This is a genomic window from Asticcacaulis sp. P4_H10 (assembly GCF_056400965.1).
In genome coordinates this window covers 228,859-251,899 of sequence record NZ_JBFUKH010000010.1, presented here as the reverse complement: position 1 = coordinate 251,899, position 23,041 = coordinate 228,859, and the positions used below count along the sequence as shown (strand labels likewise).

Annotated in this window: 26 protein-coding genes and 1 riboswitch; of the genes, 16 read left to right on the top strand and 10 right to left on the bottom strand. The window is 61.0% G+C overall.

Features of this window, described 5'->3' with window-relative positions; translation table 11 throughout:
• Nucleotides 1-17: 17 nt before the first annotated feature.
• From AC1DON_RS19155 to AC1DON_RS19145, 3 genes are read left to right on the top strand one after another with little or no spacing between them, the layout of a single operon-like run.
• Nucleotides 18-932 (top strand): polysaccharide deacetylase family protein, encoded by a 915-nt coding sequence (locus tag AC1DON_RS19155; RefSeq protein WP_476936417.1) that lies wholly within the window; start codon nucleotides 18-20, stop codon nucleotides 930-932.
• A gap of 5 nt (nucleotides 933-937) precedes the next feature.
• Nucleotides 938-1,600, top strand: a complete 663-nt coding sequence (locus AC1DON_RS19150) for a TetR/AcrR family transcriptional regulator C-terminal domain-containing protein (protein ID WP_476936416.1) — start codon at nucleotides 938-940, stop codon at nucleotides 1,598-1,600.
• A gap of 26 nt (nucleotides 1,601-1,626) precedes the next feature.
• Entirely contained in the window at nucleotides 1,627-1,923 is a 297-nt protein-coding gene (locus AC1DON_RS19145; protein ID WP_476936415.1) for a hypothetical protein, read from the top strand.
• Nucleotides 1,924-1,927: 4 nt separating this feature from the next.
• Here the strand turns inward: AC1DON_RS19145 and AC1DON_RS19140 are convergent, their stop codons facing one another.
• Nucleotides 1,928-3,094 (bottom strand): polysaccharide biosynthesis protein, encoded by a 1,167-nt coding sequence (locus AC1DON_RS19140; protein WP_476936414.1) that lies wholly within the window; start codon nucleotides 3,092-3,094, stop codon nucleotides 1,928-1,930.
• Between the two features lie 141 nt (nucleotides 3,095-3,235).
• Between AC1DON_RS19140 and AC1DON_RS19135 the strand changes: the two genes are divergently transcribed.
• The 3 genes from AC1DON_RS19135 to moaC are packed head-to-tail and all read left to right on the top strand — an operon-like array spanning nucleotide 3,236 to nucleotide 4,424.
• The gene (locus AC1DON_RS19135) at nucleotides 3,236-3,478 is read left to right on the top strand and encodes a MoaD/ThiS family protein (RefSeq protein WP_476936413.1); all 243 of its coding nucleotides are present in this window, start codon (nucleotides 3,236-3,238) and stop codon (nucleotides 3,476-3,478) included.
• Nucleotides 3,478-3,930, top strand: coding sequence for a molybdenum cofactor biosynthesis protein MoaE (locus AC1DON_RS19130; protein ID WP_476936412.1), 453 nt, complete (start codon nucleotides 3,478-3,480; stop codon nucleotides 3,928-3,930). Before AC1DON_RS19135 ends, AC1DON_RS19130 begins: the two co-directional genes overlap by 1 nt.
• Nucleotides 3,927-4,424: a cyclic pyranopterin monophosphate synthase MoaC gene (gene moaC / locus AC1DON_RS19125; protein WP_476936411.1), complete on the top strand. Its 498-nt coding sequence runs from the start codon at nucleotides 3,927-3,929 to the stop codon at nucleotides 4,422-4,424. Before AC1DON_RS19130 ends, moaC begins: the two co-directional genes overlap by 4 nt.
• A gap of 280 nt (nucleotides 4,425-4,704) precedes the next feature.
• Here the strand turns inward: moaC and AC1DON_RS19120 are convergent, their stop codons facing one another.
• The gene (locus AC1DON_RS19120) at nucleotides 4,705-6,567 is read right to left on the bottom strand and encodes a TonB-dependent receptor plug domain-containing protein (protein ID WP_476936410.1); all 1,863 of its coding nucleotides are present in this window, start codon (nucleotides 6,565-6,567) and stop codon (nucleotides 4,705-4,707) included.
• 113 nt (nucleotides 6,568-6,680) lie between these two features.
• Nucleotides 6,681-6,865: riboswitch (cobalamin riboswitch) on the bottom strand.
• Between the two features lie 122 nt (nucleotides 6,866-6,987).
• The gene (locus AC1DON_RS19115) at nucleotides 6,988-7,260 is read right to left on the bottom strand and encodes a BolA family protein (RefSeq protein ID WP_476936409.1); all 273 of its coding nucleotides are present in this window, start codon (nucleotides 7,258-7,260) and stop codon (nucleotides 6,988-6,990) included.
• 64 nt (nucleotides 7,261-7,324) lie between these two features.
• On the opposite strand from AC1DON_RS19115, the gene AC1DON_RS19110 reads away from it, so the two are divergent.
• Both AC1DON_RS19110 and AC1DON_RS19105 read left to right on the top strand, forming a co-directional pair.
• On the top strand, nucleotides 7,325-7,987 hold the full coding sequence (locus tag AC1DON_RS19110; RefSeq protein ID WP_476936408.1) for a J domain-containing protein: 663 nt from the start codon (nucleotides 7,325-7,327) through the stop codon (nucleotides 7,985-7,987).
• 199 nt (nucleotides 7,988-8,186) lie between these two features.
• Complete coding sequence (locus tag AC1DON_RS19105; protein ID WP_476936407.1) at nucleotides 8,187-8,672, top strand: hypothetical protein; 486 nt, start codon at nucleotides 8,187-8,189, stop codon at nucleotides 8,670-8,672.
• Here AC1DON_RS19105 and AC1DON_RS19100 read toward each other — a convergent pair.
• Nucleotides 8,654-9,367: a GNAT family N-acetyltransferase gene (locus AC1DON_RS19100; protein ID WP_476936406.1), complete on the bottom strand. Its 714-nt coding sequence runs from the start codon at nucleotides 9,365-9,367 to the stop codon at nucleotides 8,654-8,656. The two genes, AC1DON_RS19105 and AC1DON_RS19100, sit on opposite strands and share 19 nt — an antisense overlap.
• Before the next feature lie 75 nt (nucleotides 9,368-9,442).
• Here AC1DON_RS19100 and AC1DON_RS19095 point away from each other — a divergent pair, with 75 nt between their 5' ends.
• On the top strand, nucleotides 9,443-9,889 hold the full coding sequence (locus tag AC1DON_RS19095; protein WP_476936405.1) for a GFA family protein: 447 nt from the start codon (nucleotides 9,443-9,445) through the stop codon (nucleotides 9,887-9,889).
• Here the strand turns inward: AC1DON_RS19095 and AC1DON_RS19090 are convergent.
• A complete protein-coding gene (locus AC1DON_RS19090) occupies nucleotides 9,886-10,317 on the bottom strand; it encodes a nuclear transport factor 2 family protein (protein ID WP_476936404.1) in 432 nt (143 codons plus the stop codon). The genes AC1DON_RS19095 and AC1DON_RS19090 overlap by 4 nt on opposite strands.
• A gap of 112 nt (nucleotides 10,318-10,429) precedes the next feature.
• On the opposite strand from AC1DON_RS19090, the gene cobS reads away from it, so the two are divergent.
• From cobS to AC1DON_RS19070, 4 genes are all read left to right on the top strand, one after another.
• The gene (cobS, locus tag AC1DON_RS19085) at nucleotides 10,430-11,431 is read left to right on the top strand and encodes a cobaltochelatase subunit CobS (RefSeq protein WP_476936403.1); all 1,002 of its coding nucleotides are present in this window, start codon (nucleotides 10,430-10,432) and stop codon (nucleotides 11,429-11,431) included.
• Between the two features lie 4 nt (nucleotides 11,432-11,435).
• Nucleotides 11,436-13,286, top strand: coding sequence for a cobaltochelatase subunit CobT (gene cobT / locus AC1DON_RS19080; protein ID WP_476936402.1), 1,851 nt, complete (start codon nucleotides 11,436-11,438; stop codon nucleotides 13,284-13,286).
• A gap of 190 nt (nucleotides 13,287-13,476) precedes the next feature.
• Nucleotides 13,477-14,397, top strand: coding sequence for an esterase-like activity of phytase family protein (locus tag AC1DON_RS19075; RefSeq protein ID WP_476936401.1), 921 nt, complete (start codon nucleotides 13,477-13,479; stop codon nucleotides 14,395-14,397).
• Entirely contained in the window at nucleotides 14,397-15,377 is a 981-nt protein-coding gene (locus AC1DON_RS19070) for a helix-turn-helix domain-containing protein (protein ID WP_476936400.1), read from the top strand. Before AC1DON_RS19075 ends, AC1DON_RS19070 begins: the two co-directional genes overlap by 1 nt.
• Nucleotides 15,378-16,073: 696 nt before the next feature.
• Here AC1DON_RS19070 and rpmB read toward each other — a convergent pair.
• The 5 genes from rpmB to AC1DON_RS19045 form a co-directional block, all read right to left on the bottom strand.
• Nucleotides 16,074-16,367 carry a 50S ribosomal protein L28 gene (rpmB, locus tag AC1DON_RS19065; protein ID WP_476936399.1) on the bottom strand — a complete coding sequence of 98 codons (294 nt, stop codon included), beginning with the start codon at nucleotides 16,365-16,367 and terminating at the stop codon, nucleotides 16,074-16,076.
• A gap of 227 nt (nucleotides 16,368-16,594) precedes the next feature.
• On the bottom strand, nucleotides 16,595-17,113 hold the full coding sequence (locus tag AC1DON_RS19060) for a CarD family transcriptional regulator (RefSeq protein WP_476936398.1): 519 nt from the start codon (nucleotides 17,111-17,113) through the stop codon (nucleotides 16,595-16,597).
• 522 nt (nucleotides 17,114-17,635) lie between these two features.
• A complete protein-coding gene (locus AC1DON_RS19055) occupies nucleotides 17,636-17,926 on the bottom strand; it encodes a DUF1294 domain-containing protein (RefSeq protein ID WP_476936397.1) in 291 nt (96 codons plus the stop codon).
• 19 nt (nucleotides 17,927-17,945) lie between these two features.
• The gene (fdxA, locus tag AC1DON_RS19050; protein WP_476936396.1) at nucleotides 17,946-18,284 is read right to left on the bottom strand and encodes a ferredoxin FdxA; all 339 of its coding nucleotides are present in this window, start codon (nucleotides 18,282-18,284) and stop codon (nucleotides 17,946-17,948) included.
• A 164-nt stretch (nucleotides 18,285-18,448) separates the two neighbouring features.
• On the bottom strand, nucleotides 18,449-18,739 hold the full coding sequence (locus AC1DON_RS19045; protein WP_476936395.1) for an RNA-binding S4 domain-containing protein: 291 nt from the start codon (nucleotides 18,737-18,739) through the stop codon (nucleotides 18,449-18,451).
• Nucleotides 18,740-18,886: 147 nt separating this feature from the next.
• Between AC1DON_RS19045 and AC1DON_RS19040 the strand changes: the two genes are divergently transcribed.
• The 3 genes from AC1DON_RS19040 to AC1DON_RS19030 all read left to right on the top strand — a co-directional run bounded on the left by AC1DON_RS19040 (nucleotide 18,887) and on the right by AC1DON_RS19030 (nucleotide 23,020).
• The gene (locus AC1DON_RS19040; protein WP_476936394.1) at nucleotides 18,887-21,382 is read left to right on the top strand and encodes a glycoside hydrolase family 9 protein; all 2,496 of its coding nucleotides are present in this window, start codon (nucleotides 18,887-18,889) and stop codon (nucleotides 21,380-21,382) included.
• Nucleotides 21,383-21,448: 66 nt separating this feature from the next.
• Entirely contained in the window at nucleotides 21,449-22,540 is a 1,092-nt protein-coding gene (locus AC1DON_RS19035; RefSeq protein WP_476936393.1) for a calcium:cation antiporter, read from the top strand.
• A 102-nt stretch (nucleotides 22,541-22,642) separates the two neighbouring features.
• Nucleotides 22,643-23,020, top strand: a complete 378-nt coding sequence (locus AC1DON_RS19030; RefSeq protein WP_476936392.1) for a hypothetical protein — start codon at nucleotides 22,643-22,645, stop codon at nucleotides 23,018-23,020.
• The last annotated feature ends 21 nt before the right edge of the window (nucleotides 23,021-23,041 follow it).

Here is a 23,041-nt window from a genome sequence, read left to right as displayed (position 1 = left end):
CAGGGAAGGCGTAAGGTATGAGATTCGGTCAGTGGCTCGGGATGTGCGTGGGCGCGGTGGCTCTGGTGCTGGCGGGACACGCTGCGGCAGCAGACGGCGGCTACAAGCTGGCCATCACGATCGACGACCTGCCGTCGCACGGCGCCCTGCCGACCGGAATGACGCGCTCCGGTGTCGCCAGGATGACGCTCGATGCGTACGCGACGCACAAGGTGCCGCGCGTCTACGGCTATATTAATGCCGTCCACCTCAAGGGTGACCCCGATAACGCCAAAGTCCTTCAGATGTGGCGCGCCGCCGGCCATCCGCTCGGCAATCACCATGTCAGCCACGCCAATATCGATGCCGGTACGGCCGAGGACTTCATCACTGGCATCGCAGCGAATGAGCCGGTGCTGAGCGAACTGATGCCCGGCGAAAACTGGCACTCCTTCCGTTATCCCTTCCTCAATGCCGGTGACGTGACGCGCGGGCCGGTGGTGGCGGAATGGCTGAAGACGCATGGCTACACGATTGCGGACGTGTCGATGTCTTTCAACGACTGGGCCTATACCGATACCCATGCGCGTTGCGTCGCCAAGGGAGACACGGCCACGGTCGAGGCGATGAAGGTCCGCTATATGGGCGAGGTCAGGGCCCAGATCGCGCGCAGCAAGGCCGTGTCGCAGAAGGTCTATGGCCGAATGATCCCCCAGGTCCTGCTGACCCATATTGGGGGCTTCGGCGCGATCATGCTGCCGCAGGTCCTCGACGAACTGGAAAAGAGCGGCGCGCACTTCGTAACGCTGGAAGACGCGCAAAGCGACGCCGCCTATGCCGAGCCGGGGCTGAAATCGGGCCTCGTCATGGAGCGCACCGCCCAGGCGAAACATATCGATATCTCGGCCATCGCCAATACGTCGGTGGCTGGTCTCGACCAGCTGTGCCGCTGACGCCCATGACCAGCAGCGCTCAACCCTCCCCAACCCGAAGTGTGGCGAAGGACACCAAGTCCGAAAAGCAGGCGGCGCGTCGCGAGCAGATTCTCGACATCGCCAGCGAAATCTTCCTGCAGGAGGGCTACGCGGCGGCCTCGGTCTCGACCATTGCCGCGCGTGTCGGCGGATCCAAGGGCACGCTCTACAGCTATTTCCGCAGCAAGGAAGAGCTGTTCGCCGCCTATGTCGAACGGCACTGCGAAATCCACCGCAAGCAGATGAGCGAGTTGCTAACCGAGGAGGACGAGGCGCGTGTCGTCCTTGCGCGATTCGCCAGGCGTTACCTGCGCATGTTCACCAGCGAACGGACGCTCGCCAACTGGCGCGTCATCTCGGCCGAAAGCGCCAAGTCGCCTGAAATCGGCAAGCTGTTTTACGAAACCGGTCCTTTGCGGGGCGCGAAACTGCTGGCGGAGTATCTCGGCAAGGCCGTGGCGCGCGGCGAGTTACAGATCGGCGATACGCTGCTGGCGGCACATCAGTTTACCTCGCTGATCCACGGCCGGATGATCAAGGCGATGCTTTTGAACTACATAGCACCGCCCACCGATGCCGAAATCGACGCCGAGGTCGAGGCCGCCATGTTCGTGTTCTGCGCCGCCTACGGTGTCAGAAAGGTGTGAAATGGCTGGTTCTGGCAGGTATGACCGTGGCTTTTCCAGCAGCTGCAGCCGACAGACCGAACGGCCGGATGCAGACCTGCACGCAAGCCTGGCTGGAACGCCGCGATGCCGGGCATACCGAGGCCTATAAGCCGTTTCTGAAAACTTGCCTCGCCAGTCCAGCTTCAGCCGCGACCAAAGTCGTCAAAGCGGGGAAAAAGGCGAAAAAGCGCGGGCCGAACCGGATGAAGATCTGCGGCGCGCAATGGCGGACACTGAAGGCCGAGGGGAAGACGGGTGGGCAGAGCTATCGCGACTTTTCGCGATCTTGCCTCAAGACCTAATCCACTATTCGCGAAGCGAATTCACCAGGTTAAACACCATTTCCTTGGCGGTGTCGTCGTGGCCTTCCTGCGCAACTCCGTACAGGGTCTGCATGACGTTGTCGGCGATCGGCTGGACGCTGACGTGGTCGGAGACTTCAAAAATGCCGGGCAACAGCGCTTTGCGCACCTCATTGTCATCGACCAGGGCTTCAGTGATCTTCTCGCCTTCGCGCAGGCCCGTGAAGGTAATCTTGATGTCCTTGTCCAGCTTGAGGCCGTAAAGGCTGATCATGCGCGTCGCCAGGTCGTAGATGCGCACCGGTTCGCCCATCTCGAGGATGTAGAGGCCGGAATGGGTGTCCGGCGTCTGGGCATTGGTCATGGCGGCGGTCAGGACCAACTGGACCGCCTCGAAGATCGTCATGAAGTAACGCTCGGCGTCCCTGTCCGTCAGGGTGATCGGACCGCCGCGCTCGATCTGCGAACGGAACAAAGGCACGACCGATCCGGTCGAGCCCAGGACGTTGCCGAAACGCACGACGCAGGCCTGGTGCGAATCGGTGATCTGGCTGCGGATCAGGTGTTCGGCCATGCGCTTGGTGGCGCCCATCAGCGACGACGGCGCCACGGCCTTGTCGGACGAGATCAGCACCAGTTGCTTGACGCCGGCGGCCTTGGCAGCGTCGATGACATATTGCGTGCCCAGCACATTGGTCAAAACGGCTTCGCACGGATTGAGCTCGACCATCGGCACGTGTTTGAGCGCGGCGGCGTGGAAGATGACGTCTGGCGCCTGGGCCTTGACGACGGCGGCCAGGCGCTCCTTACGGCGGATGCTGCACAGGATGGGTTGGGCGTGTGCTGTGCCGAACTGCTCGCGAATCGCACGATCGATTTCATAGAGCGCCAGCTCGGAGTGATCGATAAGGGTCACGTGGGCGGCGCCGAGGCTCAGGGCCTGCTTACAGATTTCCGAACCGATCGATCCGCCGGCGCCGGTCACAAGTATGCGTTTACCGGCGAAGAAGCCGCGCAGGCCTTCGGTGTCGAGCTCAACCTGGGGGCGGTGCAGAAGCACCTTGAATGACGCGGGGTCGCTCGGGTCAGGCAGGACCAGTGGTGGCGGAGATTTTCCAAAAGCGGCAAGCCGGGCAAGGAAACGCAAGAGTCTGTAGTTCGAAGCGCCCATCTGAGTCCGGCTTGGTAAAACTGAGGCCTTGTATTGAGCCGAGGATAGGTGTTTTAGCAAGGGGGGGATGCCTGAAACCGCTGAATTTTTTCACTGGTGGTTGCGAATTGCGGAAATTGGTCCATCCAAGGGAGTGCAAAGGTGGAAGTGCTGTTTTTTGGCAAGATGGCGGATGTGGTGGGCTGCAAGTCCTTAACCACCGCCATTCCGGACGACGGAACGCTGCACGCATTGCGAGACAGGATATTTTCCGATGCTCTGGCAGCCCGCCGGGTGACGGTGCGCGACATCCGCATGAGCGTCAACAAGGCAATCGTCACCGCCGATCAGGGTATCGGTGACAGTGATGAAGTGGCCTTCTTTTCTATCTTTTCGGGGGGATGATGACCCGACTCGACGTGCAACTGCTGGAACAGGGCTTGGACGCTGCGGCAGCCTATGCCGCCTTTGATCGCGCCGAAGGTTCGGCCGGTGCGATCGTCAGCTTTTCCGGTGTCGTGCGCAATGAAGACGGGGCGGTCGATCATCTCTATCTCGACTGGTATCCCGGCATGACCGAACTGTCGCTGCGGGAAATTGCCGACGCCGCCGCTGCGCGCTTCGACATCACGGCCCTGACGGTACTGCACCGTTGCGGCAAGGTGATGGCGGGTGAAGCGATCGTCTTTGTCGCCGCCGCCAGCGCCCATCGCCGTGCGGCGTTCGAGGCGGCCGACTATGCCATGGACCGGTTGAAATCCGAAGCGGCCCTGTGGAAGCGCGAGGCGGGGCGGGAAGGGGAACGTTGGGTCGAGCCGCGTGCCGCCGATGCGCAAGATCTGAAGAGGTGGACATGAGTGACCTGACGCATCTCGACGAATCGGGCCGCGCCCGTATGGTCGATGTTTCCGACAAGGCCGTGACGGTCCGGACCGCGAAGGCGGCGGGCCGGCTCATCTGCGCCGCCGAAACCGTCACCCTGGTGCGCGAAGGCCGCACGCCGAAGGGCGCGGTGATCACGACGGCGGAACTGGCCGGCATCATGGCGGCCAAGCGCACGGCAGACCTGATCCCGCTGTGCCATCCGCTGGCGCTTACCAAGGTGGCGGTGGTCATCGCCGAAAATACCGGCCTGCCGGGCTTCGATATCTCGGCCGAGGTCCGGACGTCGGGGCAGACCGGCGTGGAGATGGAGGCGCTGACCGCGGTCAGCGTGGCGGCGCTCACTCTCTACGACATGCTGAAGGCGGTCGATAAGGCCATGCGCATCGAAGGTGTCGAGGTTTTGTCAAAGACGGGCGGGAAATCCGACGGCTGGCCGGCTCAAAGCGACATGCCAAAAAGTGTGTAGCGGTTTTTGGCTGGATATCGCGACAAAGCAAAAACTTAGGCCATGATGGCGGTTCAACCGAAACGCATCATGGTCTAGCGCAGATGTTATACGGCCGTCGGACGGGTTGGAACGTCCGACGGCCTGAAAGCGCCCGGCAATACTTAAAGTACGCCCGGAACGAAGCATTTTTCATCGCAACGCACAATACGTTTTTCGTTCATATTCGCGCCACAATTGCCAAAAGCGTGAGGTAAGTTGTTGCACACGCTCAATTTGGTGTGCACTCGTGCACGTAGGGCTAGAATAACCGCGTGCGCACCCCGACCCACAGCCTGCGGCCGACTTGGCCGTAACCGGCAGCCGTCTGGTAGCGCTGATCGGTCAGGTTCTCGATACGGCCATAAAGTTCGACGCGATCGTTCAGTTGGTAACGCATGCGCAGGTCGGTCAGGGTGTAGGCATCGAGGGCGACCGTGTTGGCCGCATTGTCGAAGGCATCGCCGGCGTGGCGCACGCCGATCGCCAGGTTGAGGGCGTCGCTGACGTCGTAGTTGAGGTCGACATTGGCCAGCAGGTTCGGCTTGCGCGCCAGCTCCTTGCCTTCCAGTCCGGCCGATTCGTTGCGGGTATTGAGCGCCGTCAGATTGCCGCGCAGGTGAAGGCGATCGCTGATGTCCTGCGTCCACTCCAGCTCGACACCATTGGCTTCGGACTTGTCGATATTGTCGTAGAAGCCAAAGGGATGGGTTGCGCACAGGGCAGCCGTTGCCGGCCAGCACGAATCGAAGCCGATCAGGTTGTCGATGTTGCGCGTGAACACCGTCACCGAAACCTGGCCCGAAGCGAAGCTGTAGTCGAAGCCGCCGTCGATGGTCAGCGCCTTTTCGGGCTGAAGGTCCGCATTGCCGTAGTCGCTGTAGAGCTGATACAGGCTTGGCACCTTGACGCCCTGGCCGGCACTGGCGCGGAACCGCCACTGGCCGACGGGGAAGGCTACCGAAGCCTGAACGATGTCCTGGCCGCCGAAGCTCGACGACTCGTCGTGACGGGCGCTGACGGCCACGGTGGTGGCGCCGAAATCGTGGCGAACCTGGCCATAGGCGCTGGTCAGGTCCTGATCGGCGGTTTGCAGCGGTGTCCAGGTCGATTGCGTGCGCATCTCATCTTTTTGATGGCGCAGGCCAGCCAGCAGGCGCGTGGCGTCGGATATGCGATAGACCAGGTGGTAATCCGCCGTCAGCGAGCGGCCGCGGCCCTCAAAAGTCGGGGTGCGGCTCTGATCGTACAGGTTACGCTCGGTTTCGGTCGCGCTGACCGACAGGGTGTGTTCGAACGCGTCATACTTCGCCGTTAGACCAAGCGCGGCCAGAGTCGTGTCGCTGAGCGAGGTTTCATCCGTGTCGGTGAAATTGAAGTTGATGTCGTAGCCATCGACTTCGCTGTAATTGTGCGTCTTTGCCGCCAGGCCGGTAACACTTACCGTGTTGGTGATTGCGTAGCTTGCACGTGCGCTCAGTTGCGTCTGGGTAAAGCCATCGGCTTCGGTGCCGGTGGCTGCCGCCGATACGCCACGATCGTTCAGGCCGGAGGCAAAAACGCGCCAGTTCAGACGGCCGGCCTTGCCGCCAACACCGAGGCGTGCCGCGCCATAATGGTCGAAGCCTTCGACGGACAGGTCGCCCTCCAGGGCTTCCGTCGCGCGGCGCGTGGTGATGCTGACGACGCCACCAACAGCGCCCGATCCCCACAGGGTCGACAGCGGTCCACGCAGGACTTCGATGCGTTCGGCGTCGCCGGTCGACAGGACGCCGAGATCGACGCCGCCGCCGACCTGCGACGGGTCATTGAGCGCAATGCCGTCGAGCAGGTACAGGACCTGATCGGCGCCTGCGCCACGGATGCTGGAGGCGCCCGCCGCGCCCGGACCGCCATTGGAAATGGTGTGCAGGTCGGTGGTGCGCGACAGCAGGTCGCTGACCGACAGGGATTGATAGGACTTGATGTCCTTGTCGGTCAGGACGTCGACGGCCTGGCCGATCTTGGACACCGACAGGGCTTCGCGCGTGACGGTGACGATGACGTCTTCGCCATCGGCATGAGCGAGCGTCGGGGAGAGGAGCGCCAGCGCGGATGCGCCGAGCGTGAGGATCTTCTTCAACATGGAACGGTTTCTTTCCGCCAGAAGACGAGAGCCGATAGCCCACATTGGACTACGGCTCACAAACACATCGTCTTTCGAGAGGCTTCTCGCTCGCCCGGCACACCTCGACCCGGCAAAGGACGACAGCCACGGCAGGTTTCCTGACTTGCGTTTCCAGCGCCCGACGCCGTCTTCCCCGCGAAAGCAGGTGACGTGTGGCGGCGGGCTCAACGCTTACAGTTGCGAGGACAGTTCGGGATTTCCACCCGGTTCCCTATTATCTTCCCTTTCGGGAAGCACCATTGGCACGGCCGGGCCATTACGGTGTGCGCCTTTGCGCGTCAAGGCTTGGGTGGAGGATTTTCAGCGATGTGCTGAAAGTGCGACAGTCTTCTGTCGCGCTTCCTGTCCAAAAACCGGTTCACTCTTTGGGACGCGCTTTTATGCCTCAGCCGGCGTCTTTGCCTGGATGCTCAGCGCGTGGACCGGACCTGCCAGTTCCACGGCCAGGACGGTGTTTATGCGTCGCTGACGGGCCACACGGTTAAGCCCTTCGAACGCTTCGGACACTACAAGCACGGAAAAATGACTCTCGCCCCCTTCACGCGCGCCCGAATGCCCACTATGTTTGGCGCTGTCGTCTTGGATATCAAGACGCACCGGGCTAAGGGCGGCTTCTAGCTTCGATCGGATACGATCAGCGATTTCACCCATTTTCGGCCTCACACGTCAGATACAATTCAGCAGTTATTATGCTTTCAAGGTGCTATCTCATCATATGAGCGATGAATTCAAGTACAAGCCGCGTTTTATGGATATGCGCATCCGGCCTCCCAAGGAAGGCGAGGAACACACGCGCCGCCCCGAAGACGACGTTCTGCAGCTCAAGCCGGGCCAGAAGCCTTGCGAGTGGCCGGAGTGCCACAAGGCAGCGACGGCGCGCGCCCCGAAGTCGCGCGAAATGATGAACGAGTTCTATAACTTCTGCCAGCTTCACGCCGGCGAGTATAATAAGAACTGGAACTTCTTCTCCGGCATGTCCGAAGGCGAGGCGCGCAGCCACCGCGAAGCGATCGCCACTGGCGGCCGTCCGACCTGGGCGTTCCGGGCGTCGCGTCAATCGCGCGAAGCTGCCAATTTCACGACCAAGGGCACTAAAGGCGCCGGCATGTACGACCCTCACAGCGTCTTCGGCGCCGGCGCGTCGCCGAATCGCGACAAGGCCATTCCGGTCGAGAAGCAGTACGGCAAGATCGAGCGCCAGGCCTTTGCCGACCTCGACCTCGAAGCCGGTGCGACCTGGGACCAGATTCGCGTGCGCTATACCGAGCTGCTCAAGCGCTGCCACCCGGACAACAACGGGGGCGACCGTTCGGCGGAAGACAAGCTGCAACGTGTGATCAAGGCCTATAAAGTCCTCAAAAAGATGCAAACCTCGTAAAAACCGTGAAATTGGTAATCTGCGTCGCAGTCGTCGCTTGGCTGTATAAGAATACAGCCGGCGCTAGCCAGCTAGCATCTCATCCAATTTGACGGCTTTTACCCGCCGGTGTGTGTGGCGGGAGTTCTAAATATCAAGCTCGGTCTTTGGGCCGGGCTTTTTGTTTGCTACGATGGTGCGAGTTTACCTTGAGGTTCGCATGTGGCGCCTTTCAGCAATCGTGGCCGTGTTAATCCTCTGCGGAGGGTGCGAAAAACAGGTCCTTGCCGAGTCTGAGCCCGCATCGTCGGCAGCAGCGCCGGTACCGACAGGCAACCTCCAAAAATATCACAGGGAATATCGTAGCAAGAGTGGCCATGTGCAGTGGTCAGTCAATCCGAAATATCTAGATCCCACAACTGCTGAGGCTGAAGCCCGCGAGCAGGCGGCCGTCGATAATTGTCGTCTGTTCGGCTTGAAGGGCTATGTGCCGTACATCGCTACAAAAACCGATATCCCAAACATCGTTTCGCTAATCCTATTGGATGAAAGCAGGGACGAGCCATACGATCAAAAAAAGGCGTGGGACTTTATTGTCATCTATAACAAAACGATTGAGGCCGAATGCGATTTTGCACCCGCGTTCAAATATGCTGAAGAGCAAGAGAGACGACGAAAAGAAGAGGATCAGCGGCCGGCAAAATAGCCGTCACTACCTGACGCGGCGCCAGCACGACCGAACAGGTTGACCTGCCACATGCGGCGGGGGTTGAAGCCGGTGGCGGCATAGGCGCGCAAGGCGGATTCGTTGTCCGGCAGCGAGTGCAGGAAGGGGATACGTCCCTCGGCAACGATCTTGCTGCTCATGACCGAGATCAGCTGTTTCGCCAGGCCGCGTCCCTGATAGTCCGGATGGGTGCAGATGGCGGTGATTTCCGTGTAACCGGGCAGGCACATGCGCTCACCCGCCATGGCGATCAGCCGGCCGTTATCGCGGATGCCGACAAAGTCGCCCTTTTCGATGGTGCGCGTGCCAAACGGTCCCGGTCGGGTCAGGGCTGTCAGTTCCAAAATGTCGGGCACATCGGCGGCTGTCAGGGGACGAATATCTGCGGTGACCTGGGACGGCCGAAAATTCTCGGCCATCAGTTGCATCACAGGAAATGCCACCAGCCGTTCGAGACCGGCGGGCGCGGGCAGGGTATCGTCCGCCCACAACAAGGCATTGCCGCCATCGGGCACGACATCGATCAGGTGTTCAAGCGCATCGGGCGTTTGCAAAGCCGCGAATGGCGAGACCTCGGCAGGATAGCGCAGCACCGGCGGCCTGCCTTCGGCCAGGTGGGCGTGGCGTGTGGTCAGGGCGTGCCAGACGGGCGTGTCGAGGTCTGCGTGCTTCATCAGGTTGTCCTGTTGCCGCTTTTCGGTTGCTGCTTCATATAGCCGGAGACACGAAGCGTGCAAGCGGAGGCGCAGATGACGATTTCAACGGGCGGATGTCAGTGCGGCGCGGTGCGCTTCGAAGTCTCCGGGCCATTGGGTCAGGCGTCTGTCTGTCATTGCCGCATGTGCCAGAAGGCGTTCGGCAATGTCTTCGCGCCTCTGGTGTCGATCCCCGAGGGCGCCTTGACCTGGACGAAGGCCGAACCCAAGCGCTTTCAGAGTTCGAACTTCGTCCTGCGCGGTTTTTGCCCGGAGTGCGGCACGCCTCTGACCTATGAAGCGCCGGACGGGCAGGCGATTGCCATCGGCGCCTTCGATCATCCCGAGCGCATCGCTCCCGATATCCAGTTCGGCGTCGAAATGCGCATTCCATGGATGGATCACGTCAACGACTGGCCGGCGCGCGTCACGCTCGACGACGTCGAGGCCGCACCGTTTCTCGACAAGCTGGAGAGCTATCAGTATCCCGATGAGGATTAGCTAAAGGGCTCGAAACAGTCGTAATTGCGCTGGCGGAAAATCTTGCCGTCGCGCAGTTCGAAGACCGTGCAGACGTGCGCCGTCATTGTGTCGCCGGCTTGCAGCTTGCCGAAATCGACATTCAGCACGCCGCGCCACAGGCATTCCGCCGCCACGACGTCGCCGTCGCAGATCAGGGCGTTGATATGGAAGGTCTGGCTTTTGATCGCCGTCTTGCCGCGATAAAAGGCGGCCTTGATGTCTTCGAGGCTTGAGACCACGCCATCCTTGCGCAGTGCGTTCGGCCATTCGGTGTGTTTGACGTCCGGATGGTAGCACGAAATGATGGTGTCGAGATCGCCGTCTTCGATGGCGCGCAGAAAGGTTTTCACACACGTGCGGTTGAGATCGGAGGCCGGTATGTCGGCTTGCAAGGCTGGCTGTGTCATGCCGGCATTTTTAGCGAAAAAATATGACACAGTGCAAACATTAAGGGTTGTTTCACCCGCCCGAACGGCCTAGCTGAAAACGGTCTGTTTTCGTTTGATTGAAAGCCAAGAAATGCCTGCCGATCTTGAATATGCCGATCCGTTGCTGAACCTGAAACCGGATAAAAAGGTCAGCATTCGCGAGGTGTTCGGCGTCGATGCCGACATGATGGTGCCGGCCTTTTCCACCCGCGACAGCCACGTCCCCGATATCGACGAAGCCTATCGCTTCGATCCACAGACGACGCTTGCCATCTGCGCCGGCTTCGCCTTCGACCGTCGCGTCATGGTCCAGGGTTTCCACGGCACGGGCAAGTCGACCCACATCGAACAGATCGCGGCGCGCCTGAACTGGCCGCTGGTCCGCGTCAACCTCGACAGCCACGTCAGCCGGATCGACCTGATCGGCAAGGATGCCATCGTGCTGAAGGACGGCCAGCAGGTCACCGAATTCCGCGAAGGCATCCTGCCGTGGGCGCTGCAACGCCCTGTTGCGCTTGTATTCGACGAATACGACGCCGGCCGCCCGGACGTCATGTTCGTCATCCAGCGCGTGCTGGAAGCACAAGGGCGCCTGACCCTGCTCGACCAGAACAAGGTCATCAAGCCGCATAGCTCTTTCCGCTTGTTTTCGACGACCAACACCATTGGTCTTGGCGACACGACGGGCCTCTATCACGGCACCCAGCAGATCAACCAGGGCCAGATGGATCGCTGGTCGTTGGTGACCACGCTCAACTATCTCAGCCACGAGGCCGAGGTCGGGATCGTCCTGGCCAAGGTGCCTGAGTTCGACACGCCTGAGAAACGCCAGATCATCGACGCCATGGTGCGCGTCGCCGACTATTCGCGTTCGGCCTTCGCCAATGGCGACATCTCAACCGTCATGAGCCCGCGTACCGTCATCACCTGGGCCCAAAATACCTTGATCTTCGGCGACGATCCGGAACTGGCTTTCCGCCTGTCCTTCCTGAACAAGTCCGACGAACTGGAACGCCATACCCTGGCGGAGTTCTACCAGCGCGCCTTCGGTACCGACGTCAAGGAAAGCGCGCTGAAGGTAAAGGTGATCTAGGGCCATGCCGCCCAAAACGACCATCTTAAGCGAACCGTTCAAGAAGGCGCTGGTGCATTCCACCCGCGCCCTGGCCGAGGATTCCGAGCTTGAGATCATCTTCGGCTCCGATGGTCCGAAGCGTGAGGGCAACAAGCTGACCCTGCCGCATCCGCCGCGCGATCTGGCGCCGCGTCAGGCCCAGTCGATCCGTGGCGTCGCCGACCGGGCAGCCTTGCGCATCGCCCACCACAACGACCGCATCCATTCCAGCGCCCGTCCGCGTGACGACAAGAGCGCCGAGGCGTTTGACGCCCTGGAAGAAGCGCGTCTGGAGGCACTGGGCGCCCGTGCACTGATGGGCGTGCGCGCCAACCTCCACGCGGCCAATGTCAGTGAGTTGGAACGCAAGGGCACGGGCCGCAAGGAAGACAAGGACGAGCTGAACTTCGCCGACATGCTGGGCCAGATCGCGCGCGAGCACCTGACGGGTGACAGCGTCCCTGACCTGATCGAGCGCGTCGTCAACTTCTTCCGCGGCGAGGTCGAGGACAAGGCCGGCCAACGCCTGCGCGCGCTCCTTCCCTATATCCACGACCAGAAGCGCTTTTCCGAAGAGGCGCGGCGTATCCTCACCGATCTCGATCTTACGGACGACAGTCTCGACGCCGAGAAGGAAAAGCAAGACCAGGGCCAGGACGAAGACAATACAGGCGAAGCCGAGGCTGACGCCGAGGACGACAAGGAGCCTGAGGCCGAAGAGGACAACCGCCCCGAACAGGACGAACCGCGCGCCGATGGCCAGGAACAGTCCGAAGAGGGCGAGGACGACTACACGCAGATGCAGGGCGACCCGCAGATGGCGTCGGAGTCGACGAGCGATGAAATCCCGGATGGTGAAGCGGGTGAGGTTGATTTTCGCGACGAGAGCGAGCCCCAGGGCGCTATCAAGCCGGAATACGACATCTACACCAAGCAGTTCGATGAGGTCGTGACGGCTGAGGAACTGTGCGACCCGGAAGAGCTGGAACGGCTGCGCGGGTTCCTCAATGCGCAACTGGCGAACATGGCCAGCGTCGTGTCGCGCCTGGCCAACCGCCTGCAGCGCAAGCTGATGGCGCAGCAGAACCGCTCGTGGACCTTCGACCTCGAAGAAGGCGTGCTCGATGCCGCCAAGCTGACGCGGGTGATTGTGGATCCGTCGGCGCCCTTGTCGTTCAAGCAGGAGAAGGACACCGAGTTCCGCGACACGGTGGTGACCTTGCTGCTCGACAATTCGGGGTCGATGCGCGGCCGGCCGATCATGGTCGCGGCCATGTGCGCCGATATCCTGGCGCGGACGCTTGAGCGCGTCGGCGTCAAGGTCGAGATACTGGGCTTTACCACCAAGGCCTGGAAGGGCGGACAGTCGCGCGAAGCCTGGGTGCGCTCAGGCAAGCCAACAGGCCCCGGCCGGCTTAATGACCTGCGCCACATCATCTATAAGGCCGCCGACAATCCGTGGCGCCGGGCGCACAAGAACCTCGGCCTGATGATGCGCGAGGGGTTGTTGAAGGAAAATATCGACGGCGAGGCGCTGAACTGGGCCTATAGCCGCCTGGCTGGACGGCCCGAGCAGCGCAAGATCCTGATGGTGATTTCGGACGGCGCGCCGGTCGACGATTCGACCCTCAGCGTCAATTCAGGCCACTATCTCGAAAACCACCTGCGCAAGGTTATCAGCGATATCGAGGGTGCGCGCCGGGTCGAACTGGTCGCCATCGGCATCGGCCATGACGTCACGCGTTACTACAAGCGCGCCCTGACTTTGATTGACGTCGAACATCTTGCCGGTGGCCTTATGGACAAATTGACGGAACTTTTCAGTGAGCCGTAAAAAGGCCTCCACCACCGCATCTAGCGAATGCAAGCATTCGCGTCGTGCGGTCCCATCGCTTGCGAAAGCTGTACTTTCGCTGCGCTCTGCCCACAGCAAGCTGGGGAGGTATAAGGGAAAAGCATCTGTACTTTCTCATACCTCCCCAACTTGTTGGGGAGGGGGGCCGCGACGGCTTGCCGGCGTGGTGGTGGGGGCTCTTGCTTTCTTCGCCGCAGTCTCCGCCCATGCCGGATTGCACCCTTACGGACAGCAGCGCACGCTGAACATGCGGCCATTGCCGGCGGCCAGCGATCCACGTCCGGTCAATCCGGCGGCCCGCTATGCCGGTGGCTACGAACTGTCTTCACAACAACGCATGTGGCAGTTCCGCGGCATGTCCGACCTGCGCGTCACACCCGGCAATGGCGCTCCGCGTGTCGAGGTCATCAGTGACATCGGCGTCGCCATCAGCTTCGACCTTAAACAGGACGCGCCGATCGATCTTGAACAACTGCGCGGAGACGACGGCAAGAGCTTCACCAACCGCCTGTTCAGCGATGCCGAAGATGGCGCTTTCGATCCACGCACTGGCACGCGCTACGTCTCATTCGAGCGCACCCACCGCATCATGGCCTTCCGTAACGGCTGGACGCAAAAAGGCGAAACCTTGCCGTTAAGCGGCCTGCCGGTCTTTCCCGCCAATGAGGGCATGGAAGGTCTGACGCTCGTCGGCGATAGCCTGCTGGCCGGCGGGGAAGGCGGCGGCTTCTGGCTGTGTCCGTTGAAGACACTGGCGTGCCGCGCCGTCAAGGGGCCGCAGGCGCCAGGCTTCATGTACAAGCTAACGTCGCTGACGACACTTGAGCCCGGTGGCAACGAGGTCCTGGCCCTGTATCGCTTCTATAATCCGTTGATTGGACTGCGCACACAGTTGCGCCTGCTGCGGCTCGATGGCGACCGCCTGAGCGTTGTCAGCGACCTGCTGAAGATCGCGCCCCCAATGCCGGCGGACAATTACGAAGGCGTGGCGACGGTCAGGACAGCGACCGGCTATCGCATCTACCTGATCTGCGACAATCTCGATCCGGTGGCCAGGCCCAAGCTGCTTGTCTACGACTGGACGCGCTGATGCTTGCCGTGCTGGCGCCCGCCGCTGCCGCCTGTCAGCTGATGATGGCCGTGCTGATCTGGCGGCGGACGCAACTGCCGGGACGGGGCGAACTGGCCGTCAGCCTGATGGCAGGCGCCGCCTACTTCCTTTATGCCGCGTTTCCAGAAACCCTGCGCTTTCTGTTGCCCGTCGTCCTGGCGGCGCCTTTGGCGTGCAACCGCGCCATCCGCGCTGGTTTTGAGACGCCGTCACGTCCCCTGTGGCTGGATGTCGGCGTGCTGCTGCTCCTGTTAGGCCTTGGCCTTGCCGCACGGAGCGGTGCGCCGGCGTGGACGGGCATGGCGTCCAGTTTGCTGAGTCTGGCGCTGTTTCTCGAACTGCCGGTTATTGTCTGGCGTGGCCTGCCCGACGACCTTGTCACAGCGCGCCGCAATGTTCGCATCTGGGCCCTGGGATTGTCAGCCGTCATGGGCGCCGGCGTGGCCATCACCTCGGTCCTCGGCGGCGCCGCCTGGGCTGTGCCGATCGCGGCGGCGCTGACCTGTGTGATGGCCCTGGCGGCCGTGGCTTTTGGTGATGAATTGTCGGCCAGGGCGCAGGCCAGGGCGCCGCTCGACGGCCGCGAGCAGCAGGTCCTGCGCCGCCTGCGGGATGTCATAGCCGAGGCCTACAGCGACCCCGGCCTGACGTTATCGACACTGGCCCAGCGCCTCGACGTGCCGGAACACCGTCTGCGCCGCGTCATCCACCTGGGCGAAGGCCAGCGCAATTTCAGCGCCTGGCTCAATGGCTATCGCATCGCTGCGTTCAAAGCGCGCATCAATGAGGACGAGACCATTTTGGCGCTTGCCCTGGCTGTCGGCTACAATTCACTGTCGGCGTTCAACCGTGCCTTCAAGGCCGCTGAAGGCGTGACGCCCAGTGCTTTCCGCGCGGCGCTGAAAGCGAATACAAAAGCGATCAGTGAGCCCACGCCCGACACGCCCAGCGCCACATAGGGCGACGGGAACAACGTCGCGGCAGCAACCGAACTGAGTGCAGCGATCAGGCCTGCCATGCGAAAGGCGTGCTCGGCCGGGTTCAGCCACAGACGCCAGCGCTGTGGCAGAAGCGTGCGAACGACGTCCCAGCTGCCGTAGGTCACCAGACTGCCGGCAATCGAATAGACCAAAGCTGGTTGCCAGTTGAGCAGGCCCTTGACCTGCGACGTGGCGAACAGGGCATTGCCGGCAACGAAGATAAAAAACGCCGGCCCAAGGTCTGCCAGGCCTCTGCCATTGTTCTCGAGTTTGAGCGCGCGCACGCCAGCCCACAGATTGTAGCTGATAACGATGCTGGCGCCCATCAGGTCCAGCTTGCCGCGAAACAGGAAGGCGCCGATCAGCGCCGTCGTGACGCACATTATGGCAAGGGCCACCGTAACCCAGCCAGCGGTCTTATGGGCGGCATCTCCCTTGTGGCGGGCCAGTACGACCAGGCCGGTCAGAATGGCCAGGGATCCGGCTGTGATGTGAGTAAGGATATTGAGCGTATGGATATCGGGCATGAAACCTCCTGTTGGAGGTTGTGTCATGCCGCGCGCCTGCTGCATGTTCCGGCCGATTTCGGAAATCGGTCAGTTCGTCAGGCGTTTCGGACAACAAAAAACCCGGCACGATGGCCGGGTTTTTCGAATTGGCAATGGAAGCCGACCCTTAGGCCTTAACTTCTTCCAGCTTCGCCTTGATCTGCTTCTTCAGGCGACGGGCGCGCAAAGACAGGTCGGCGTCGTCAGCCTTGACCAGGAAGGCGTCCAGGCCGCCACGGAAGTCGAGCGTGCGCAGGGCAGCGTTCGAGATCTTCAGGCGATAGGACTGACCCAGCGCATCCGAAGCGAGGGCGGTTTGACGGAGGGACGGCAGGAAGCGGCGCTTCGTCTTGATGTTGGAGTGGCTCACGGAATGGCCAACCATCGGGCCGACACCGGTGAGTTCGCAGCGACGCGACATGTGTTCCACCTTAGGAAATAAAAAATGACAGACATGCCTGCGGCCGAAGCCGAGGCTTGAAGAGGGGCGTTCTATAGGCAAAGAGGGATGGCAGGTCAAGGGGAAAACGCCACCTTTCCGTCCTCGTGGAAACACGGGTCTTCAAATGCGCGCGTGTTTGCCCCGGTCCACGAAAAAAGCCCTCCGGCGAACCGAAGGGCTTGTCTCCGTCCGATCAGGAGCCGTGCTTAGGCGGCCTTGGTCAGGTTCTTGTTGAGGATGGCGACGGCGGCGTCGCGATCGATCTTTTCGATGGCGGCGACTTCACGGGCCATGCGGTCGAGCGCCGATTCATAGAGCTGGCGCTCCGAATAGGACTGTTCCGGCTGGCTGTCCGAACGGTGCAGGTCGCGCACGACCTCGGCCAGCGAAACCAGGCAGCCCGAATTGATCTTGGCTTCGTATTCCTGGGCGCGACGCGACCACATGGTGCGCTTGATACGGGCGCGGCCCTTCAGGGTCACCAGGGCTTGCGACATGACGGCGTCGGCGGCCAGGTGGCGCAGACCCGCGGTCTTGGCCTTCTTGGTCGGCACGCGCAGGGTCATCTTTTCGTGGTCGAACGTGACGACGAAGACTTCCAGTGTCAGGCCTGCAACTTCCTGGGTCTCGACAGCGGCGACTTGGCCGACGCCGTGCGCCGGATAGACGACCTTGTCGCCTATGGAGAAATCATGACGTGCGAGGGTAAGGGTATCTGCTGACATCTTTAAAGCCTTTCGCTTCAAAAGTGGAACAGGGTGGCGAGTACGATGTCTTTCCAACCGTCAGAAAGGTGGTTTCGGCCGGGGAGGGCAAAAACTCGGGCCTCATGGAACGCAAAAAAACCACGCCGTAGCACAGAATATTTCTGTAAAACGGGTGGCGCGCTGAATTCCTGACTTATGACAAGATTCTCATCCGACCTGTGTCGATGGTGCGCATCAGATCCAGGGAAAGCGGAACTGAACGCAAGAAACAAACGAAGTTATGCGTGGAGCGTTGGGTCTGTGCCGGTGACGTTCAGGTGAATGTCAGAGGCGTCGGGAGGACTTTGCGACTCTTGCAATACGTTAGTATATATCACAAATTTGCGACAAGATAAAGTCTCGCCCCGACGCGGGGCGATCACGTATAAAGACTTTATAAGTCAATGACATTGCGTGCGGCGCAGGTATTTTTACACCTTATCGTTCCGTGCGGGACTAAAATAATTTTCATAAAGTCGGCACCATGTCCGCATTATAACGTTAATGCGTGGCCGCATAGAGCCAAATTGTCATAATCCCCAGACTTTGCAGTCCCGCGATCAGGTACAGCCGGCCCATAAAGGCATCTTTGCGGCGCTTGTGCCGGACCAACTGCGCCATCAACAATGATACCGGCCATGCGCCAAGCATCGCCAGCAGAAACAAGGTTTTCTCAGGAATGCGCCGGGAACCGCGTACCGCGCGGCTTTTGTCGTGCGACCACAGGATCGCCGCCATCAGGTTCACGCCTGTAAACCAGATGGCGATGATCACCCAAAGAGTCTGCGACATTTCAACGCACGGTGCGCGATTACTTACCGTCGCCGGGCTTTTCCGAGAAGTACTTTTCGTACTTGCCTGTCTCGCGCTCAAATTCTTCGCGATCGGCGGGCGGCGTGCCCTTTTCCGAGATGTTCGGCCAGACAGCCGCGTACTTGGTGTTGATCTCCAGCCACTTGGTGCCTTCGTCCTCAGTGTCCGGCTTGATTGCGTCCACGGGGCATTCCGGCTCACAGACGCCGCAGTCGATGCATTCGTCCGGATTGATGACCAGGAAGTTTTCGCCTTCGTAGAAGCAGTCGACCGGACACACTTCCACGCAGTCCATGAACTTGCACTTCACGCAGGGGTCGGTGACGATATAGGTCATAACGCTTACAAGCCTTTAGAGCATGACTTCTGGAAATTCGCTGGCGTCATGCGGCAAACTTGAGCCCCCGTCAAGCGGGTGACGCGCCATTTGTTCTAACGCTTGGGTTTAGAGCAATGTGCCAAAAAGTGTGCAGCGGTTTTTGGCTGGACATTGCGACCAAGCTAGGACTGGGATTCATTGATTTTATAGAGGGTTTGCGCCTCAGTTGCCGGACCGCGCCGCTCGCCATTATCGAGGATGGTGACGTCGATTAAACGCGCGCCCAGGGCAAAGATCAGGCGGTCGCCGGGCTTGACGGCGTGGGAGGCCTTTTCGACGCGCGATACGGCGCCGAAGCGTTCCAGGCGAACATGGCCGCTGTCACACATACTGGCCGACAGGGCGCGCGTCTTGAAGAAGCGAGCGCGCCACAGCCAGACATCGAGGCGCACGGAAGAGGGGGTATCGGTCATGGTCGGTGATATTGTGCGCCGAAGGCAGAATGTCAAAGGTCACCTGACATCGCACTTGTGATAGCGCTGTCAGGCGGCTAAGGTCGAGGCCGGTTGAAACCGATTACAAGAGTGGCTGAACATATGCCGCCGCATGGGAGAAACACGATGAGACCAGCTTTTAAGAGCTTACTGACCACCTGCGCCGTCCTGGCGCTGACCGCAGGAACCGCATTCGCAGCCCCCAATCTGAAGCTCAACGAAAAGGGCTATTTCGAAGCGCCCGGGCTGAATGTCACGGTCTTTGCCGATATCTACCCTGACGGCCACCAGACGGGCGTGACCATTATCCAGCACGGGACGCGAATCGCTGCAAACGGCGATATCCGCCTGGAGCCGTCGCCGGGCCAGTGGTCGCCCATGCCGGCCGGCGAGGGGACCCTGAGCGTCGACAAGGCCACCGGCACCGTGTCGCAGACCTTGAAATATCCGGACGACTCCAAGAACCGCAAGGGCTTCAACCCGATCGACTATCCGGACCTGAATTTCAGCTACAATGTCCGCGTCACGCCCATGGAGGGCAATGCTTTCCAGATATCGGTCGATCTCGACAAGCCCCTGCCCAAGGAATGGGAAGGCAAGGTTGGCTTCAACTTCGAGCTTTTCCCCGGCGAGCTGTTCGGCAAGGCTTGGTTGATGTCTGACCCGAAGGGGCAGAGCCAGGGCGGTATCTTTACCCGCCAGGCCAACGGCCCGATGGAGCAGGACGGCGCTACGTTGGTCGCGGCTTCGCTGGCGCGCGGCAAGACGCTGGTCGTCGCGCCCGACAACGACCTGCAACGTATCCGCTTCGAAAGCCAGACCGGTGAATTGAGCCTGCTCGACGGCCGTGGCAATTTCAACAATGGCTGGTTCATTGTCCGCGAGCTGACCAGGCCCGGCGCGACGAAAGACGCCATTACCTGGGTTGTCACGCCCAACACCGATCCCGATTGGCGCTACAAGCCCGTCGTCCAGGTCTCGCAGGTCGGCTATCGCCCCGGCCAGGAAAAGATCGTCGTCATCGAGCAGGACCCACGCGACAATGCCGCGCCGCCGGTGACGCTGTATAAGCTGACTGAGACCGGCAAGCAGAAGGTGGCGGACTTCGACACCAAACACTGGGGCAGCTTCCTGCGCTACAACTACTTCCGCGCTGACCTGAGCGCCGTGAAGGACCCCGGCATGTACGTGGTCAGCTACCGTGGCCAGGAGACGCATGCCTTCAAGATCGGCGAGGACGTCTTCGATCGCCACGTCTGGCAGCCGACCCTGGAATATTTCCTGCCGGCGCAGATGTGCCACATGGTGGTGAAGGAAAAGTACCGCACCTGGCACGGCATCGACCACCTGGACGATGTCCGCATGGCGCCCGTCAATCTCAACCATTTCGATGGCTATCTGCAGGGCGGATCTACCCTGACCAAGTATCAGCCGGGCGAGCACGTGCCGGGTATGGACCGCGGCGGCTGGCACGACGCCGGCGACTACGACCTGCGCGTCGAATCGCAGATGGGCACGGTCTGGCTGCTGGCGAAGATGGTCGAGGAGTTCAAACTTGATTACGACGCGACATCGATCGACCAGGCCAACCGCGTCACTGAAATCCATACGCCGGACGGCAAGAACGACGCCCTGCAACAGATCGAGCACGGCCTGCTCAGCGTCGTCGGCGGCTACAACGCCATGGGCCGGACCTATCGCGGCATCATCGAGCCCTATCTCGAGCAATATACCCTGCTGGGCGACGTCACGACCCAGACCGACAATCTGATGCACGATCCGGCGCTGAAGGCCGGTGAGAAGACCGGCACGCATTCGGCGCTGACCGACGATCGCTGGGTGTTCACTGAGGATAATCCCGACCGCGAACTGGATACGGCCGGCGGTCTGGCGGCCGCGTCACGCGTCATCAAGACCTATAATCCGCAGCTTTCGGCTGACTCCTTGAAGGCCGCGCAGGACCTGTATGCCAAGGCGTTCGATCGCGCCAAAAACGTCAAGGCCAAGGTGTTTGTCCTGTCGGAACTGGCGCAGACGACGCGCGATCCATCCCTGGTCAAGAAACTCATTGCCATGAAGGCCGAGATCGTCACCAATATCGACAAGACTGGCCCGGGGCTGGCGTCGGCCATGCCGCTGATCAAGGACAAGGCCTTCCGTCGCGATGTCGCGGCAGCCGTCAAGGCGCATCAGGACAAGCTGGCCAGGGAAGCTCTGGAGACGCCCTACGGCGTGCCGTACAAGCCTAACATCTGGGGCGCAGGCTGGCAGATCCAGGAGTTCGGTGTCGATCAGTACTTCTTCCGCAAGGCCTGGCCCGAAGCCACGCCGGTTACGCTGCAGCACGAGGCGCTTAACTTCGTGCTGGGCGTTCACCCGGGCGACAACACGTCGTCCTTTGCCTCGGGTGTCGGCGCCCGTTCGGCTACGACTGCCTACGGCACCAACCGCGCCGACTGGAGCTATATTCCGGGTGGCGTGATTTCCGGCACGGCCCTGATCCGGCCCGACCTGCCGGAGCTGAAGGTATGGCCCTATTTCTGGCAGCAGGGCGAATACGTCATGGGCGGCGGCGAGACCAACTACATGTTCCTGGTCCTGGCGGCGGCTCATAAACAATAAGCCCTTGCTTTTTTAGAGCGTAGCGGCAATTCCCAAGGCAGCCCCTTGTCTGCCTTGGGAATCATCATGCTGGCCCTCATCCGCAAAGAACTGTTCCTGATCATCGCTGCAATCGTTGCGGTGGTGGTGTTGCCGATGGAGCATGCGATCACCCATGCCGGGCAGGGGCCTTCGCTGATCACCGCCATGGCACTAATCGGGGTGATTATCCTGGTATCGCTGCGGGTGGCGCATCACGCCGAAATCCTGGCTGAAAAGGTCGGTGAGCCCTACGGCACCATGATCCTGACCCTGTCGGCCGTGTTGGTCGAGGTGGTGATCCTGGCCATCATGCTGGGCGATTCACACAACCCGACCCTGGCGCGCGACACCATCTATTCGGCGGTCATGCTCGACATGAACGGCATTATCGGCGTGGCGGCTATCCTTGGGGGCCTGAAACACGGCGAGCAGCCCTATAACGACGCCTCGGGCAAGACCTATATCGTCATGATCATGACCGGCATGGGCGTCTCGATGCTGGTGCCGGAGTTCGTGCCGATCGCGCATTGGCAGGTCTATTCGATCTTCTCCATTGCCATCATGATCTTTCTGTATGGCATGTTCCTGAGACTCCAGACGACCAAGCACAGCTATTTCTTCAGCTATTCATACGAGTCGAAGGGCGCCGATCATCACGCCGGCCACGGTTCGGAGCCGCAGGGCCGTGCCTGGCATTCGGTCGTGACCCTGATCGCCGGCCTTGTCCTGATCGGCATACTGGCCGAGGCCATGTCGAAGACGCTCGACGTCGGCCTGGAAGGCTCAGGCGTGCCGCCGATCTTCTCGGCGCTTGTCGTCGCGACCATCTCGGCCAGCCCGGAAATCCTGACAGCTCTGCGCGCGGCCCTGGCCAACCGTATGCAGCCGGTTATCAATATCGCGCTTGGCGCGTCCTTGTCGACTGTGGTGCTGACAGTGCCGGTTATCGAGTTCCTGGCCCTGATGCAGGGACAGCCGATCGTCATGGCCATGACCCCGGCGCAGAGCATTATGACGGCCCTGACCCTGCTGGTCGCCGCCATAAACCTGAACGACGGCCAGACCAATGCCATCGAAGGCACGACGCACTTTGTGCTGTTCTGTGCCTTCCTGATGCTGGCTGTTTTAGGGTTATAGCGCCTTTCAGGCCGATACTGCGACGCTTCCGGAAATAAAACGCATCGAATCCTGATTTCGTCTGGGTTGTACTCTACCTCTGGGGGAGACGCGGAGCGAGATATGCCGGTGTCAGCGAAAAATGGCAGGACCCTTGTCCCGGAAATGATGGACGACGCGGTCCTGAAGACGAACCTGCTCGACGAAATCATCAAGGGCAGGGACAATATCGCCAAGGTGCTCGACGCGCTCAATCGCCTTTATCGCACCGAAGCAGTGGCTTATCGAAGGCCCGGACCGAAACGCGAATATATCGTAGCCAGCATCATCCTGTCCGATGGCGAAGGCATGGAGGCGACGACCGTTGGCCTGCGTGACGAAAGCGGCTGGATCTGCGCCGTCGACATGCACCACGAACCGCACCAGGCGGCGCGGCTGTTGTCCCAACAACTGAAAACCGTCCTGCACGGCAACGCCCGAAGGTCGGCCAACGATTACTGAGCGGCGGTAAATCTGTCCGCT